This window comes from Adhaeribacter aquaticus DSM 16391, from assembly GCF_000473365.1.
In the GTDB taxonomy this organism is placed as follows: Bacteria; Bacteroidota; Bacteroidia; order Cytophagales; family Hymenobacteraceae; genus Adhaeribacter; species Adhaeribacter aquaticus.
The window spans coordinates 4,265,254-4,281,403 of record NZ_KI421517.1 but is presented as its reverse complement, the minus strand read 5'-3'; the positions used below and the strand labels follow the sequence as shown (position 1 = coordinate 4,281,403).

Sequence of the window (16,150 nt, the reverse complement as noted above, 5' to 3'; positions counted from 1 at the left end):
AGCCGGCCTGACGATAGTATGGGCTTTCTTGTCTTTAAATTTCTTACTACCATGCATCTTGCTAATGATTTGCTACTATCTGCTTTAATCCATATCTTCAACTAATTGGGCAACACACAGAACACCTAAACGCCAGCCTCGGCCGACGCCGTTAACCTAACTGCTATATTTTAAAGTTTGTATGAACCTATTTAATAGAAAAACTGATAATGTTTTCCCTTTGCAAGTTAAAATAGTAGGATTCGCACTGGTGTTTTGTGGAATTATTTCCTTCCTGCAAATCCCGCTATTAGGAGTTGGATTACTACTATTATCTATTTTAATATTATTTACTCATTATGGAGTAGTCTTGAATTTAGATACCTTATATTATAAGGAATATTGGGGCTTATTTGGCTTGAAATTCGGGAACTGGAAAAGTTTGCCTAAACTTTGGCGAATTACCATAACAAATGATAAAATAATAATTAGAAATCAAAGCTATAATACTGGGTTAAGTACTTATTCAAGTAATACTCAAACAGCCTTAAATATAAGAATTAATGAATTTGAATATATCCGTATTGCAAAAGGAAAATACAAAGATATTAAAGCAGATGCTTTGTTTTTATCGGATCAATTTAAATTAGAAATCCTGGATGCAACAACCGATAAGAAAGAAATAATTACTCCGAAATAAAAATAACTTTGTTTAGGAATAGCGAAAGAACATCTAGGTGTGCCTTAGCCAACGGTTGGCAACAATATTAAAGCAGTAAATACAACGATTTAAAATAAAATGTCTGAATCTAAGGTAGGGGAACAGTAGCAAATGGTTTTATGAGCTCTTTAAATTTTTGCTTTGTACTGTTTGTATTGCTGTTGGTGGGATTGAAATGGTAAGACTGGAATTTTTTAGCGCGTTGAGAAAACTATTTATTTACCCTATTCAGGTTTCTTGTTATTGTTAGCCGCAGATTAATTATTATAAAATATTGATAATTTATTATTAAACAGTTTAATAATAAATTAAAACTTTAAGTAATTTCCTTTCCTAACGCCTTTTCTTTTAGTTGACGTACTTGCTTTTCCAAGCTTCATTTTTTCAAGAACTTTATATACAGGATTACAATAACACCTTGATCAGACATTATCTTGTTAATATTAGCTGAAGGCTATTATATTATTCTAGATCTGTTGCTACTCAGCAACTAATATTTAAAGGATACATATCCAAAAAATTAGAGAGATAAGCAACTTATTTAATGCTAATACTATTTGCGGGCTTCTTTTTGCTTTTCTTCATGATATTTAGGGAAGCCTAAGATATTACTGTATTCATTTTTATCCTTTCTTCTTTCTCATTTTTGCTTTTCAACCGCATTTTTAAAATCCGTTACTGTTTTATTCCCGTTAAGGATCGATTTAGGACATAACTGGCCTTATTTATATTTTAGTTAATATTATACCACCGATTAGGGATATTTTATATTATGGCAGGCAATTTTGATATTTTGGTTTATTTATAATTTAGGTTTTATTTCGTTGGGATTTTAGCTTTGGAAGTGGAAAGGAAAAAATATATAGTAGTTAAAATAAAGGGGAAAGCGCAATTACCCACAAGATTATCTATTATTTATGGTGGGTTTGTAGATACAGATAGTGAATTCGAAGGGGAGTGTGATGCAGATGGCGAATTTTGAGCGCATAATATAAAAAAAGTGTTTTAAGGAATTGCTCCTTTACTTTAGCCACGCCACTGTCTGGCCTAAAATGGTATAGATCATGATAAATAGCAACAATGAAATTACTAGCAAAAAGCTTTTATGATCTACTTATCGGTCTAAAAGGTTTATGGGTGCGAAAAAATTAAAATGCCTGGCATTGCCAAAATGGAATTTTAATATATAAAACCACGGCTAATATACCTAAGCTGTGAGGCAATTTAACCCTAAGAATTAATGAATATAAGTTGAAAACTATTACTTTCAGGAAAAACCAACTTTATATATGCAGGAAACATCCATACGCCTCAATAAATTTATAAGCGAAAGCGGTTTATGTTCCAGGCGCGAAGCCGATCGTTTTATAGCCCAAGGCGTTGTATTTATAAACGGGCGCAAAGCCAATGTGGGCGATCAGGTGAAAGTGGGTGACAGGGTACGGGTGAATGGAACCGAACTGGAACCTAGGCAAGGCGATGATATTATTTTTATTGCCTTGAATAAACCTGTTGGTGTTACATCAACAACCGAAGAAAATGTAAAGGATAACATTGTTCGATTTGTAAACCACAGCAAACGTATTTTCCCTATCGGTCGGCTGGATAAAGATTCACAGGGTCTTATATTTTTGACCAACAATGGCGATATGGTGAATAAGATTTTGCGAGCTGGAAATAACCATGAAAAGGAATACGTGGTAACGGTGAACAAGCCTTTAACTCCGGATGTGATCACCGCCATGGCAAATGGCGTTCCTATTCTTGGCGTTACTACCAAAAAGTGCAAAGTGGTTCAGGAAGGCGTAAATATTTTCCGGATTACTTTAATACAAGGTTTGAACCGGCAGATACGAAGGATGTGTGAACATTTTGGATATGAGGTTAAAAAACTGGAACGGGTTCGCATAATGAACATAAGTTTGAAAGGCTTGCAGGTAGGCGATTGGAGAGATTTAACCGAAAGCGAAATGAAAGTTATTTACAGTTTATTGAAAGAATCATCCAGCGTAGACCAGAAAAAGTCATCCGGTGTAGATTCAAAAAAGACATCCGGTGTAGATCAGAAAAAACCAAATCCAAAACAACTTCCTAGAAAAGATAAACCTGCGAATTCAAAACCATCACGCGAGCAAAAAACTAAACCAAAAACCTCATCCAATTCCAGTTTTGGTAAGACGGGCAGAAAAAATGATAGTAGCCGGAACAATAAAACCAAACCCGCTGCCCGTAAATCAGGCCGGCGATAATAACAGCTGAGAAGTAAAGCCAGTGGAGCAGGTTTAAGGCCCAATACCTGCGGTTAATGCAAGTGGGGTGACGGCCTTTGTATACAGGTTGTGGAAATTCGAATATTACAGCTTCGCAGAAAGTTAAGAAGTTTATCATTCGGCTACTTATGTGAAGTTACAACTTCCATACTCACACATATTTTCCAGAATTATTGAGCCTCAGCAATTTTATAGAAAAGCAGTTACATTGATTTTTCTCCTTTATTTATCCAAAAAAGCAAACGGGTGCCCTGCTGTTTGAAAAAATTATTATAAATATAATGCTAATGGAAAATTAATAGGTTTATAATTTTAAATAGCTAAAAGCCCATTAGATTAGTAATGGATGAGAAACCGTGTAATAATATTACTTAACTTCAAAATAAGTGGAAGAATAGCGGTTTTTTCTGCTATTTTATCATTTATCCTGCTTGGTATTAATTACCAAAAACTGGTAATGCCTAAAATAGTATTCTGTTTGATATGTAGTAGTTTGACAACTTTAGGGCTTATAGCATACTTTGCTCAAATTTATTGGTCTTTCTACTTTTGGAGCCAATTTACCTTAGGAGCGAGGATAGGTCAAGTTCTTAAAATGAGCTGATTAGGATTTCTATTAAGTATTTCCTCTTATATAAGCTTAAAACTTTTCCTTTTATATATTAAATACAATTTAAACTTACGATGCTATTGAGTAGGTGTAAAGGTATTAACTATAGCCAAAGCAATTCATAACAAACCCTTTATTCCCCAGTGAAACCCTAATGCGCATGGCAAATTGTGTGGCAAAATGAATCAGCCTACTTGATAAATCTAAATCCTATCACGGAAAAAATGAAAGCAGTAATTTGTTCTAAATATGGACCTCCGGAGGTTCTTCAATTTAAAGAGGTGGATAAACCTTTTCCTAAAGACAATGAAGTTTTGATAAAAGTTAAGGCTACAACTGTGCACATAGGAGATACCAAGGTTCGGCGTTTAGCGCCTGGTTTAGGACCTGTTAGAGATTTCTTTTTCAAACCTATGTTGCGAATGATGTTAGGTTTTAACGGGCCCAGAAAAAAAATACTTGGAATGGAACTGGCTGGAGAAATTGAAGCAGTCGGCAAGGAGGTTACCCTTTTCAAGATAGGTGACTCCGTATTTGCATCTACTGAATTGGAATTTGGGACGTATGTTGAATATCGTTGTATGGCCGAGGATAAGGTTCTGGCTAAAAAGCCTTCCAATATGTCTTATGAAGAAGCCGCTCCGCTTTCTAATGGTGGATTAACCGCTTTACTAAATCTGAGAAAAGCTAATATTCAAAAAGGTCAAAAGGTTCTAATTTATGGCGCGTCCGGTAGTGTTGGCACTTATGCAATACAGCTGGCTAAACACTTTGGTGCAGAAGTAAACGGAGTTTGCAGCACTCCGAATCTGGAAATGGTAAAATCGCTGGGGGCTGATCAGGTTATTGATTACACGAAAGAAGACTTTACACAACGTGCAGATTTATTTGATGTTATTTTTGATGCAGTTGGCAAAATTGCACCTTCAAAACGTAAAAAGAACTTGACGAAATCAGGGATCTATCTAAATGTTCTTTCTTTATCAAAAAACTTTAAATTAAAGGTTGAAGACCTGAATTTTCTTAAAGAACTCTGCGAGGCAAGAAAATTAAGAACTATAATAGACAAACGCTACCCCATTACACATATAGTAGAGGCTCATAGGTATGTTGACAAAGGACATAAAAAAGGGAATGTCGTTATTACTATATAACACGGAGATAGTGAAAGTTACGAACGTGCAACGGTATGGATATACTAAACCGCTAGTAGCTATGCCTCCTCAGATTAATCACTACCTGTAAAATAACTAACAAAAGCTTAATGAGCTAGAAGTTGTTAGGTAGACGTTTAATATTCTTGTCAATCAAGTTTAGATTTGACTGGACTTTACACCCTAAAATACATTTTTTACGGATTGTTGGTAGTGATAAAGTTCTTTTATTTCAGAAGATAAACGTTTATATTACAGGTTGTTATTGAGGTAAAAAAGAAACCTGATGAAAATATCAATTACTTGTATGGCTCTACTCTTGACAGTAGAATTCTCTTTCGCTCAGCAAGCCACTCCTGCACCTACCCAAAGCAGGGAAAACTATCTGAATAAAAGTCAAAATCAAAAGATTGGTGCGTGGTTTCTTATGTTAGGTGGTGTTGCTTTATTAGTACGTACTGCAGGTAATCATGCTGTTAATTCCATTAGTAATGTGCCACCTCCTTTTCCAATCGTTCCGGTTGCTTTAAGTGCTGGCTGTATAGGTGGTAGCATTGCCTTGTTCAAGGCGTCCTCCAGAAACAAGAAAAAAACATTAGGGGCGGCGGCATATTTCAATATTTTAAGTATTCCGTCTACTCAATCTGCTACTTCTGGCACTACTTTCGTTCCTGCTTTTTCGATCAAATTAAATTAATAGTTGGCGAATAAAAAATAATTGTTCCAACCTCAATTATGAGCATCAAAGCCATTGTTAGCTGATTGCGTTAGCGATTATAAAAACTTAACATGATAAGAAGCACCAAAAATGGATTGCTGCTAATAACATTATTCTTGTTAAGTGCCATAAACTTTGTTTATGGGCAAGAAGATAATAACCAAAAAGTAAAATTGTATAAAAATGCCCTTTATTCAAATGTAGGAATTGGTCCTATATACTTTACAGGTACCGGCTATTATGAACGAATGCTAACACAAAAAAATAAAATTTCAACTTTTGTAAAAATAGGTATTGGCGGGTACTCGATTTGGGGAACTGGTGGGCAATACCTTTTGGCTCAATATGGAATTATTACTGGTGCAAAAAGACACCATTTTGAACTGGGTGCCGGGCCGGCTTACTTTTTGAGTGGAGATTTAAAAGAAGGAGAGCCGCCCATTACTGCAACCATTGGTTTGCGTAATCAAAAACCCGGAGGGAAATTTATGTTTAGGATGGGGATTTCTTGGCCGGAAGCTCTCTATTTTGGTTTAGGAGTTTCTTTTTAGGTAAAACAATTTTTAATTCTGTGTGTGATTCTACTAAATAAGGGGATAAAAAACGCTACTAAAACCTAAATTATAACTAGATAGAATTTAATAATTAATTTGCTTATGTTACTGTAAATGCTAAACACTCAATTAGTAATAAATAATTTTTTATAGGGTTCTGAATAATTATCAGAACGGGTGTAAGGCACTTATGAGGTTTTATAAACTTTTATAGTTTATCTGTTATAGTCGGAAAAACCGGTTTCATCAGGACCTGCTTTTACTCAGCAGGTGGCCTACAATAAACCTTTGCTGTCACTATTTTATTTAGTAAACCCTAATATGACCTCACATGTTATGATTTTGTTAAAACCTTAATCTGCCTTTTTGTGAATTTTAAAATCTATTCTAGAGGCGTATAATGCTTGGGAATTTTTAGTTTAGTACTAATTAAGTATAAAATATTTCTGTATAAAAGTTCATAATTACTTAGTTGAATATTATCTATACCCAGTTGTACTTAGAATACATATATTAATGTCATATTCAGAACTTGCCTTTTATTCAGGAATTAGCATCCACATTGAATTCAATATCAAATTATTTAATTAGCTAAATATTCATGAAAAATTTCTTGATGCTTTTTCTTGTAATACCAATTTTGTTTAGTTGCAAAGAAGATAGGGAGGAGGAAATGCTAGTTAAAATGGCTGCTAGCTTGTCAAAGGATTGGCAGCTTCATTCGATTAAAATTATAGAGCCTGCAAAGTTCAAACGCATCGAAACTGTAGATGATTGTTCTATTCTGAAAACCTGGAGTTTTAAAAAGAATGGATTTTTCAACTTTAAAGAAGAGTTTGCTTGCAACCCTTACCAATTTGTGCATGCTGGCTCCTGGAAGATTGAAAGTGGAAAATTTCTTAGAATTGTCTGGCAGGAAATAGCCTATGGGCAACCTGGAGGCGAAATGAAGTTTTTAATAGAAGAAGTTTCTGCTGACTCCTTAAAATTAAATTTAGAAGTTAACCTTTATGATGAAGACATAAAATATTCAGTTCCAGGCGTTAAAAAATATTCCTTCACTCGAAAATAAATATCCAGCATCTTTTGCAGCAATTTTTAGAACAGATTATTTTAAATTCAGAGGCACAGGAGAAACAAAAATTGCCTTTAAGGGATAAAAGACCGTGGTTGGCAACGGGTTTAAATAAACTGTAACAGTCGGAGTTGCGCCACACAGGCCCGGAATCGTTTTGCAATTTGCCCTCTGAAAAGTGAAAGTACGGAGCTAGTCGGGATAAATTAAAGTTATAAAAAATGGGCAAGGAGAGAAGCTGTTAGGTAAATTATTTTATCAATGTTTAGATACCATTTTATTGATACATTATGGAACAAGGTAATTTAATAAAAACAAAGGCATACGTAAACGGGCAATGGGTGGGGGCCGCAAGCAGGAAAACCTTTGAGGTAATTAACCCAGCTACGGGCGAAGTGCTGGCGGCAGTTCCCGATATGAACCGCGAGGACGTCCGCAAAGCCATTGACGCTGCCGACGCTGCCTGGGCTGGCTACCGTGATTTAACTGCCAAAGAACGATCCGCTATACTCCGAAACTGGTTCAACCTGATGCTGGAGCACAAAGAAGAATTGGCGCGGATTATGACCATGGAATCCGGCAAGGTAATGGCTGAAAGCCTGGGAGAAGTAAACTATGGCGCCTCTTTTATTGAATGGTTTGCCGAGGAAGCCAAGCGTGCTTACGGTGATGTTATCCCGCCCCATACCAAAGACAGGCGATTAGTGGTTATTAAACAATCTGTAGGAGTAGCCGCCGCTATCACTCCCTGGAACTTCCCGCTAGCTATGATTACCCGCAAAGTGGCTCCGGCGCTGGCTGCCGGAAGCCCGGTTATCATAAAGCCCCCATCTGAAACACCGCTCACGGCACTGGCTATTTCTGAATTGGCTCAAAATGCGGGCTTTCCCCCAGGCGTTTATAATACAGTTACCTCTACTGAAAGTAGCGAGATCGGAAAAGAGCTGTGTGAGAATCCAAAAGTTCGTAAGTTGTCTTTCACAGGTTCTACGCCGGTGGGCAAAATACTGATGAGCCAGTGCGCCTCCACCCTAAAAAAACTTTCTTTGGAGCTGGGTGGCAACGCTCCCTTTATCGTTTTTGATGATGCCGATATTGATGAAGCAGTGAAAGGTGCTCTTGTCTCAAAATACCGTCATAACGGGCAAACGTGTGTGTGCGTGAACCGCATACTGGTGCAGGACCAAGTTTATGATGAATTCGTGGAAAAGTTTACCCATGCAGTACAGGGCCTTAAAACAGGCAATGTGCTAAATACCGATGTACAGGTAGGACCTTTGATAAATGAAAAAGGTCTGAAAAAGGTAAAGGAACATATACGGGATGCAGTAGCGAAAGGCGCCAAAGTTACGACAGGAGGAGATATAATTGAAGGATTGTTCTTTCAGCCAACAGTGCTGGCAGACGCCACCAGAGATATGATTATTGCGCGGGAAGAGGTATTTGGGCCGGTTGCACCCATTTTCCGCTTTAGCACGGAGGAAGAGGCCATACAAATGGCCAATGACACGGAATATGGCTTAGCCTCTTACTTCTACAGCAAAGATGTAAACCGCTGCTGGCGCGTGGCCGAGGCGCTTGAGTACGGTATGGTAGGCATCAACGAAGGCTTAATATCTACAGAAGTAGCTCCTTTTGGAGGGATAAAAGAATCCGGCTTTGGGCGCGAAGGTTCTAAGTATGGCATGGACTACTTTATGGAAATAAAGTACATGTGCTTTGGCGGGATAACTAAATAAAGAGACTCGCATCTTACACAAACAGATGGATCCAGCATTTGTAAATAAGATCACTAAGAAAAAGGGCAATAAAGTGTGAAAAGCTTTTACCTGCCTGAAAATCCTGAATCAGAAATGGTTTAGGATTTTTTATTAACTTTTACTTTATATAAACATAGTGAAAAAATTGATAAGTAAAGATTTAAGCGGGAGGTATTTCCGATATAGTTGTATTTAATACTTTCTTTTACCGTGGCTCACCTTTAAAAGATAAGCTTTCTATAGATCTACTTGCTTGGTGATGCGTAAAGTAAGATACCTACATCTATTCCAATTGTATGATTGCAACTATTGTTGGTTTTTTAGTTATGCTAAACCCATTTGCCCTCTTTCTGTACTTGAAGCCTATCATGAATGATTTGTCTGATGATGATTTTCGTTCAGTATTTATAAAAGCCAGCATCATCTCCTTTGGAATTTTTCTGGGGTTTCTACTGCTAGGAGATATTATTTTTCAAAAGGTATTTCGTATAAATTTTGAGTCATTTCGCATCTTCGGGGGCATTGTGCTCTTCTCATTCGCCTATATTTTAATTGTGCAGGGCAAAAAAGGGTTTATCCAGATAAAAGGAGACCTTCATGATTTGGCATCGGAAATCGCGTTGCCATTTATGGTGGGAGCAGGTACGATTTCGCTGACGATCCTAATGTCTGAGCAGTTGGTGTTATGGCAAGGCGTTCTGTCGCTGGCAATCATCATGCTGATCAACTTTGCCATTGTTATGGGCCTGAAAAGTATGCGCCGCGGCATGCGTTCTAAAAATCTGCAAAAAGCTTTTGATAAAAATATGGAGCTCCTGCTGCGCATCAACGGCTTCTTTCTGGGAGCTATAGGGGTTGATATGGTGGTGACAGGAATAAGCCATCTTGTTTCACAAGGAGTGGTGCAATAGTGCCCTGTTGTTTTTTATATGTTCTTTTCCTGTCACAACCTTTGTTTAATAATATCCTCAGAGTAAACCAGCCAAAGCGGAATATTAATATCGGTATTGTATAACTCCGTAGGCACACTGCCCAGGCTCAGTGAAGGCAGTGGGTTATTACCCTTCAGACCCAGTACCAGCAGGTTGTGACGGCCTTTTTCCAGGTGCAGGGTAATGCGCTCTGCTATACTTTTATTCGCAGCTCTTACCAGCGTGTAAGGAATACTGGCAATTTCCTGGTGCTTTTTCTGCAGGTCAGAAAATTTTCTTTTTACCACTTCCTCTGCTTTTTTAACAGCCTTTTCCTCCGAGATCAGCGGAAAAAACTGACGTGGGAGGCGGTAGACGTGCATAATCTCCAGTTGAAGGCCTAACTGGTCAGAAAGATTTTTACTTAGCCTGAGCGCGTGGAGGGAAGTATCTGAAAAATCTATGGGCACCAGCACTTTTTGTATATCAAGGCTAGCTGTTTCAGGAAAAACAAGCATGCTGCAAGGTAGTACACGCAACAGTTTTGAGCCAAGGGCCCCGGTGCTTTTGTCGCTCATCTTCTTGCCTAGTATGGTTAGCCCTATATTATAGCGTTTTACCAGGTCGGCAAGAATGACTTCTGTGTTAGGCTCTTCGCTAACGAGTACTTCATGAGCGGTTGCGATGCCAAAATTTTCGGCCACAATATCCCGGATATTACCTTCAATCTCACCTGCCAGGTCAACGTCTCCGTACCATTCCTTAAAATCTTCGCTTAGCTCGTATACTTTAATGTTATGAACAAAATATACTTTACCCACCTCCAGTCGCTCACATAAGGAACGGGTAAAGGCGACCAGCTTCTCGTCTATATCGCTCAGGTCAAGGCAAACCATTAGGGCATCAATCGTAATCATAAAGCATCAGGATTTGGTGGTGTTGGATTATCTTTTCTGGCTCCGGGCAGGCTGGAGTCCTGTTTCTGGGCACGCTTAACCAACATTTCGGCTACGAGCTGCTGGTAGGCTTTTCGCTGTTGTGCCTTGCCTAGTTTTGCTTCTTCTGCGGCTTCCTCGTTCAGGCCGCGGTAAAGGCTGTAACACATGAGTAACAGTATAATGGCAAATGGAAGCCCCGTAATGATAACGGCCGTTTGCAAAGCTTTTAAGCCTCCACCAAGCAAGAGTACTGCGGCCACAGCGCCACCTGCCAGCGCCCAGAAAATACGTATACCCACCGAAGGGTTGGGGTTGCCGCCGGAGGTAAGGCTTACTACCACCAACGAACCAGAGTCGGAGGAGGTCACAAAAAAGCCTGTTACCAGCAGAACGCCTACAACAGACAGAAAGGTGGAGAAGGGTAGCTGTTCAAAGAATATAAACAGGGCAGTAGAAATATCCGCTGCCACTGCATCAGAAATGGCTGTGTTGCCAGCCAGGGTTTCGCGCAATGCCGTACTTCCAAATGCTGTCATCCATAAGAAACACAGAAGAGAAGGGGCAATGAGCACGCCCAATACAAATTCCTTAATGGTTCGGCCTTTGGATACTCTGGCAATAAATATACCTACAAAAGGTGCCCATGATATCCACCAGGCCCAGTAAAATACCGTCCAGGTACCCTGCCAGTTAGTATTAGAGTAAGCTTCATTCCAGAAGGAAAGCTGCATAAAGTTACCTATATAAGAACCTGTGTTCTGAACATAAGAACCAAGGATAAAAACAGTTGGTCCCAGCACCATCACAGCCACAAGCACAAACAAGGCAATGCGGATATTCCATTCACTCAGGATGCGGACCCCTTTATCTACCCCAGTTACTACCGAGACAGTGGCAATACCCGTGATGATGACAATAAGGATGATTTGGGTAGTAATATTGTTCACGATGGCAGGGAAAACATGATTCAGGCCAGCCGCTATTTGTTGCACTCCAAAACCAAGAGAGGTTGCCAGGCCAAAAAGAGTTGCGATGACAGCCAGGGTATCAATGATGTGCCCCACAATACCGTGAATCCGCTCCCCTAAAAAAGGATAGAAGGCTGAGCGCACCGTTAGCGGCAGCTGGCGGTTATAGGTAAAATAGGCCAGTGCTAGCCCCACTAAAGCATAAATAGCCCAGGCGTGCAGCCCCCAGTGCAGAAAAGTAAAATTCATGGCTTGCCGGGCGGCGGCAGGCGTGCCTGGTTCCCCTAATGGAGGGGTTTGAAAGTGGTTGATGGGCTCAGCAATACTCCAGAATAGCAAGCCAATCCCCATGCCCGCGCTGAAAAGCATAGCAAACCAGGCTGATGTAGTGAATTCAGGTTTAGCGGCTTTGCCGCCTAATTTTATTGAACCAAATCGGCTGAAGGCTACAAAAAGGCAGAAGGCTACAAAAAGATTCACGCTGATGATGAAAAGCCAACCCATGTTAGTCGTTATGGCGGCCTGCACCTCACTAAAAATAGCCTCGGCACTTTCCTGAAAAAGGAGTACCAGGCTGATGCTTACCACCAGAAAAATAATGGACGACCAAAATACAGGACCGTTTACTTCCAGTCCCAAAGATTTTTGTGTGTTACTTCCTACTTTACTCATTCATATAATATTAAAGAATCAGAAATAATATCCCATGTTAATGTTAAAGCGCATATGCCATTTTGTGTCGCCCGGCGTGCCTGCGGCAAGGGCATTCGTCCATTCCGGACCTAGCCAGGGCTGGTTGTACCCAAAGGCGGCGTCGGTGTAAATATACATTGGCCCTGCCGTCCATAAGGCGCCCAACACGTTCATGTGGGAGTTCTCAAAATCCCTAATGCGTTTGTTGTAGTAGCCGTAATTATTATAAATGTCTATACCTTGCAGCAGCTTTGTGGCAACAGGAATGTGATAGGAAATGCCTGCCGTATAAATTTCTCCTTTGTTAGCTACATTGTAATTGGCGCCATAGGCACCCATTTCCACAAAGTTTAGTTCAGCTCCCGGGGTATACGCAGGGTTCCTACGGTATAGCATAGCCTGCAGCTTGATATTCCAGGGGCTGTGCTCGGCCTGGTATTCATAATGCATGGCACCAGCATAGCGGGTGCCATTGCGTTCCGTGTCAATGTTGTAAAGAAGTCCGCCCTGCAGCGAAATACCCAAATTATGCGCCAAGCTATCGCCTAACCGCCGCACAGCCTTTAAGTCGACCTGGTTATTTTCTTTGTTGCGCCCGGTAATGTCGTAGGAGTAGCGATTGGGGCTCGGTTCGGCCAGACCAAACATAAACTCCTCAGCATTTTTGTAATATGCTGCCTGCCACTGCCACTGACCTTCATCATGTATGTACTTCACGCCCATGTCGTGGTCGTCTTCAAACCCTACATAATAAGTCATGTTAAAAAACCAGTTGTTGGAGTTATACTGCTGTATACCAAAAGGCACCTGGTGCAGCCCTACCTGTATCTGAGAGTGCTCGGAGAAATCGTATTGGAACCAGCCTTGTTTCAAAAAGGAACCACCAAAGGCCTGGGAGTAATGTCGGAACTCAGCATTCAGTTTAATGCCTTTGAACTCTGCTTCAGCGTTCAGGCGGAAAACATCATAGCCAAAATCCCCGACACGTTCTAACTGATCCTTCTTCCAGGTTGAGAGGTTATAGTTAAAACGAACAGCGCCGCCTAATTTCAAATAAGGTTTATTTTCGGGCTTTTCCTCCGGGTGTTGTGCAGCACAGATTGTCCTGATAAATAAGAAAAGAAAGAGTAAAATTATTCTTATCATGGGCAAAAGCACCAGAAAATTAGTTAATTCCTTTCAATTGGACGTGTTTCGGGCTGAAATGTTGCTTGGAAAATGGCTCTTTACATTTTAGATATATCCAAATTAGATCCACCGGGTTTCACTATATTCTCTTACTAACTACTCTTCGGCGTTCTGCAACTGGAGATCAAATCGCGGTACTCACCTATATACCTACGCTCATGGTAACAATGCCCGACCCCAGATGTGTGATGGTTACCCTTCCGCAAGCTGGAATGTTAAAGGATACAATCTTACTAAGGATCCTAGTTAAACACAATAACCTTGTTATTATGGGAGGTGGAAAGTTTCCTTGTGCTGGAGTGTATGCGGTTGTTACGGAGGAAGGCATAGTTTGTATTGGCGACACGGTGAAACTTTGTTAACTCTAAATGGTTAATTACGAAATATATGGCCGTTTTTAAAAAGTTTTACTGTAAGTGGGCTTTTGAAAAAATTTTATGGTTTAGAATCAGTATAACAGCTCATCCATCAGCTAAAAGAAATAAGGACCGAGTAGTTAAATATTGAATTTATTATCTTCAATCAGCAGCAGGAAGTAATGAAATTCTCATTTTTCTAATGCTACAGGGAGACTTTATGAATCCTCATTTGTGATAATTCAATGTGTAGATTTTAATAAAAGGTACGGCTGTACCACTCATTCACTTAATCAAACACCTTTGATTTTTGCTGAACTAAATAAACTTGATTGGCGATTTTGAAGGGCTTGTTAGTGTTGAAAGTCCGCGATCGTTTGCGCTGAATGAGTTGCAGGGTGCAAATGGTATTATTGATACTTATACTAAGAAGAAAAAAAGCTTTAACTAACAAATTACAGCTTTAACCTTTGCTTCGTTTCGGACTTCGGCTGCACGCGTAACGTTGGTGGCCAAACGGGTAGTTATACTTGCCAAACGCAGCAGGCATAATACCAACAACTGCCAGAGAGCAAATTTGTAAAATGCTGCACGAATCAAAAAGTATTTATACTTTCGTCCACTCATTAAAATTCCCATGGCTGAGAAGGAAGAAGAACTACAACGGTTTGAGGAACTATTTCGGCGTTATTATCCAGGTTTGTGTCAGCGCGTGTGCCGTATCACGCAGAACATGGAGGCGGCTGAGGATATTGTTCAGGAGGTCTTTATACACTTCTGGGACAGTGATCTCCTACAAACCATTGCGCTTCCTGAATCTTACCTTTTTAAAGCGGCGCTGAACAAAGCCTTAAATTATACCACTGGTCAAAAACGGAGAGCCACCCTTGGTGGTCAGTATAGTGCCCAGCAACCGGTTTCCGGTAACAATACAGAACAGGAACTGGAGCTGGCAGAGCTGCAAAAAAAAACTGATGAAGCCATTGCCTCATTGCCGCCCGTCTGCCGCAAAGTTTTCCTGCTGAGCAGGTATGAAGAAATGAGCCACAAAGAAATCGCTGAATTTCTTCAAATTTCGCCTAATACCGTGGACAACCACATCAAAAAGGCTCTCTCCATCCTCAGGAAAGTGCTTTTGAGTTCATTGTTACCACTCGCCCCAATTTATTTTACTTTTTTTCTATAAGCGAATAGCGGTAAACAATTTTTCACTTGTCTTATAAAAGAACGACCTAATCAACTATGTTATGGATATTCATTTCTGGGATTTAGCTGCAAAGCAACTGAACAGCAAGGCCACGCCTGCTGAAGCGGAAGCATTGGAGCGTTGGCGATCATCGGATCCAGAACATGAGGCGCAATACCAGCAACAGTTGCTGCTTTGGCAAGCAACCGTTCCTGCCCCAACAGGAGAAGTAAACACAGATATTTCTTGGCAAAAGGTGAGAAATCGCTTGGCTGCCAAAGAACAGCAGAACGAGGTAAAGGTGATTCCAATGTACAGCAGGTTAATGCGGGTAGCGGCAGCTGTAACGTTGCTAATTGGCATGGCCTGGTTAGCACAGTACCTTTTCTTTCCTTATATGGGCAGGCAGGTGGTAAGCTCCGGTGATAACACGATGTCGGTGCTACTGCCGGACAGCAGCCAGGTATGGCTAAATAAGAGCAGCAAATTGGTCTATAGCAAACAATTTGATGGTGAAACGCGGGAGGTAATATTGGAGGGTGAAGGCTTTTTTGAAGTGAAGCGAAACCCGCAGCGGCCCTTTATTATCCTGACAAAGCGTACCCAGACCCAGGTATTAGGCACTTCTTTTAATTTGCGCGATATAGATTCGGAAGAAACAGCAGAACTAGTTGTGGCGACCGGCAAAGTAGCTTTTGCCAGCGTGAACGGGAAAGGTAAAAAACAGGTGATTGCCGGATATGCTGCCGCACTGGACAAGAAGACTGATAATATTACCGAAATGCCGATACAAGCTGAAAACGTCTGGGCCTGGAAAACAGGCCGATTGGTTTTCAAAAATCAGATGCTAGACCAGGTGATTCAGGATGTGGCGCGCATTTATGGGGTCCGTATCCGGTTGCAAAATGCCGGGTTGGCCAAGTGTCGCTTTACCGCCAGTTTCCAGGATGCAGAGCTGAAAGAAGTATTGGAGATACTCCAGGCATCCCTCCAACTTGACTATCAGATACAGGATAAACTGACTTATACCCTCACCGGAAAAGGCTGCATGTAATAAATATAAACCTAT

The 16,150-nt window shown here is 40.3% G+C and carries 14 protein-coding genes; 10 read left to right on the top strand and 4 right to left on the bottom strand.

What is annotated here, in order from left to right; all coding sequences use genetic code 11:
* Nucleotides 1-181 precede the first annotated feature (181 nt).
* From ADHAQ_RS0121265 to ADHAQ_RS0121215, 8 genes are all read left to right on the top strand, one after another.
* Nucleotides 182-679 (top strand): hypothetical protein, encoded by a 498-nt coding sequence (locus ADHAQ_RS0121265; protein ID WP_026464650.1) that lies wholly within the window; start codon nt 182-184, stop codon nt 677-679.
* A 1,310-nt stretch (nt 680-1,989) separates the two neighbouring features.
* On the top strand, nt 1,990-2,949 hold the full coding sequence (rluF, locus tag ADHAQ_RS0121255; protein WP_026464649.1) for a 23S rRNA pseudouridine(2604) synthase RluF: 960 nt from the start codon (nt 1,990-1,992) through the stop codon (nt 2,947-2,949).
* 855 nt (nt 2,950-3,804) lie between these two features.
* The gene (locus ADHAQ_RS0121245; RefSeq protein WP_026464647.1) at nt 3,805-4,734 is read left to right on the top strand and encodes an NAD(P)-dependent alcohol dehydrogenase; all 930 of its coding nucleotides are present in this window, start codon (nt 3,805-3,807) and stop codon (nt 4,732-4,734) included.
* Between the two features lie 307 nt (nt 4,735-5,041).
* Nucleotides 5,042-5,431: a hypothetical protein gene (locus tag ADHAQ_RS0121240; protein ID WP_034256981.1), complete on the top strand. Its 390-nt coding sequence runs from the start codon at nt 5,042-5,044 to the stop codon at nt 5,429-5,431.
* A gap of 92 nt (nt 5,432-5,523) precedes the next feature.
* On the top strand, nt 5,524-6,003 hold the full coding sequence (locus ADHAQ_RS0121235) for a hypothetical protein (RefSeq protein WP_026464645.1): 480 nt from the start codon (nt 5,524-5,526) through the stop codon (nt 6,001-6,003).
* Nucleotides 6,004-6,607: 604 nt separating this feature from the next.
* Complete coding sequence (locus ADHAQ_RS0121230; RefSeq protein ID WP_026464644.1) at nt 6,608-7,078, top strand: hypothetical protein; 471 nt, start codon at nt 6,608-6,610, stop codon at nt 7,076-7,078.
* A gap of 293 nt (nt 7,079-7,371) precedes the next feature.
* Nucleotides 7,372-8,820, top strand: a complete 1,449-nt coding sequence (locus ADHAQ_RS0121220; RefSeq protein ID WP_026464643.1) for an NAD-dependent succinate-semialdehyde dehydrogenase — start codon at nt 7,372-7,374, stop codon at nt 8,818-8,820.
* A 317-nt stretch (nt 8,821-9,137) separates the two neighbouring features.
* Nucleotides 9,138-9,752 (top strand): MarC family protein, encoded by a 615-nt coding sequence (locus ADHAQ_RS0121215; protein ID WP_071781140.1) that lies wholly within the window; start codon nt 9,138-9,140, stop codon nt 9,750-9,752.
* Nucleotides 9,753-9,784: 32 nt separating this feature from the next.
* Here ADHAQ_RS0121215 and ADHAQ_RS0121210 read toward each other — a convergent pair whose 3' ends face one another.
* The 4 genes from ADHAQ_RS0121210 to ADHAQ_RS0121185 all read right to left on the bottom strand — a co-directional run bounded on the left by ADHAQ_RS0121210 (nt 9,785) and on the right by ADHAQ_RS0121185 (nt 14,522).
* Nucleotides 9,785-10,669, bottom strand: a complete 885-nt coding sequence (locus ADHAQ_RS0121210) for a universal stress protein (protein ID WP_026464641.1) — start codon at nt 10,667-10,669, stop codon at nt 9,785-9,787.
* A complete protein-coding gene (locus ADHAQ_RS0121205; RefSeq protein WP_026464640.1) occupies nt 10,666-12,330 on the bottom strand; it encodes a BCCT family transporter in 1,665 nt (554 codons plus the stop codon). The genes ADHAQ_RS0121210 and ADHAQ_RS0121205 overlap by 4 nt, the downstream gene beginning before the upstream one ends.
* An 18-nt stretch (nt 12,331-12,348) precedes the next feature.
* On the bottom strand, nt 12,349-13,497 hold the full coding sequence (locus ADHAQ_RS0121200; protein WP_051360077.1) for a hypothetical protein: 1,149 nt from the start codon (nt 13,495-13,497) through the stop codon (nt 12,349-12,351).
* Nucleotides 13,498-14,342: 845 nt separating this feature from the next.
* Nucleotides 14,343-14,522, bottom strand: coding sequence for a hypothetical protein (locus ADHAQ_RS0121185; RefSeq protein ID WP_169728024.1), 180 nt, complete (start codon nt 14,520-14,522; stop codon nt 14,343-14,345).
* 10 nt (nt 14,523-14,532) lie between these two features.
* On the opposite strand from ADHAQ_RS0121185, the gene ADHAQ_RS26605 reads away from it, so the two are divergent.
* Both ADHAQ_RS26605 and ADHAQ_RS0121175 read left to right on the top strand, forming a co-directional pair.
* The gene (locus tag ADHAQ_RS26605; protein WP_051360076.1) at nt 14,533-15,081 is read left to right on the top strand and encodes an RNA polymerase sigma-70 factor; all 549 of its coding nucleotides are present in this window, start codon (nt 14,533-14,535) and stop codon (nt 15,079-15,081) included.
* 61 nt (nt 15,082-15,142) lie between these two features.
* Entirely contained in the window at nt 15,143-16,135 is a 993-nt protein-coding gene (locus ADHAQ_RS0121175; protein ID WP_026464636.1) for a FecR family protein, read from the top strand.
* Nucleotides 16,136-16,150: the final 15 nt, after the last annotated feature.

Coding starts and splice junctions, on each gene's coding strand:
- ADHAQ_RS0121230 (WP_026464644.1), top strand. CDS start 6,608: ATGAAAAATTTCTTGATGCTTTTTCTTGTAATACCAATTTTGTTTAGT.
- ADHAQ_RS0121240 (WP_034256981.1), top strand. CDS start 5,042: ATGGCTCTACTCTTGACAGTAGAATTCTCTTTCGCTCAGCAAGCCACT.
- ADHAQ_RS0121205 (WP_026464640.1), bottom strand. CDS start 12,330: ATGAGTAAAGTAGGAAGTAACACACAAAAATCTTTGGGACTGGAAGTA.
- ADHAQ_RS0121235 (WP_026464645.1), top strand. CDS start 5,524: ATGATAAGAAGCACCAAAAATGGATTGCTGCTAATAACATTATTCTTG.
- ADHAQ_RS0121245 (WP_026464647.1), top strand. CDS start 3,805: ATGAAAGCAGTAATTTGTTCTAAATATGGACCTCCGGAGGTTCTTCAA.
- rluF (WP_026464649.1), top strand. CDS start 1,990: ATGCAGGAAACATCCATACGCCTCAATAAATTTATAAGCGAAAGCGGT.
- ADHAQ_RS0121210 (WP_026464641.1), bottom strand. CDS start 10,669: ATGATTACGATTGATGCCCTAATGGTTTGCCTTGACCTGAGCGATATA.
- ADHAQ_RS26605 (WP_051360076.1), top strand. CDS start 14,533: ATGGCTGAGAAGGAAGAAGAACTACAACGGTTTGAGGAACTATTTCGG.
- ADHAQ_RS0121200 (WP_051360077.1), bottom strand. CDS start 13,497: ATGATAAGAATAATTTTACTCTTTCTTTTCTTATTTATCAGGACAATC.
- ADHAQ_RS0121220 (WP_026464643.1), top strand. CDS start 7,372: ATGGAACAAGGTAATTTAATAAAAACAAAGGCATACGTAAACGGGCAA.
- ADHAQ_RS0121265 (WP_026464650.1), top strand. CDS start 182: ATGAACCTATTTAATAGAAAAACTGATAATGTTTTCCCTTTGCAAGTT.
- ADHAQ_RS0121185 (WP_169728024.1), bottom strand. CDS start 14,522: ATGAGTGGACGAAAGTATAAATACTTTTTGATTCGTGCAGCATTTTAC.
- ADHAQ_RS0121175 (WP_026464636.1), top strand. CDS start 15,143: ATGGATATTCATTTCTGGGATTTAGCTGCAAAGCAACTGAACAGCAAG.
- ADHAQ_RS0121215 (WP_071781140.1), top strand. CDS start 9,138: ATGATTGCAACTATTGTTGGTTTTTTAGTTATGCTAAACCCATTTGCC.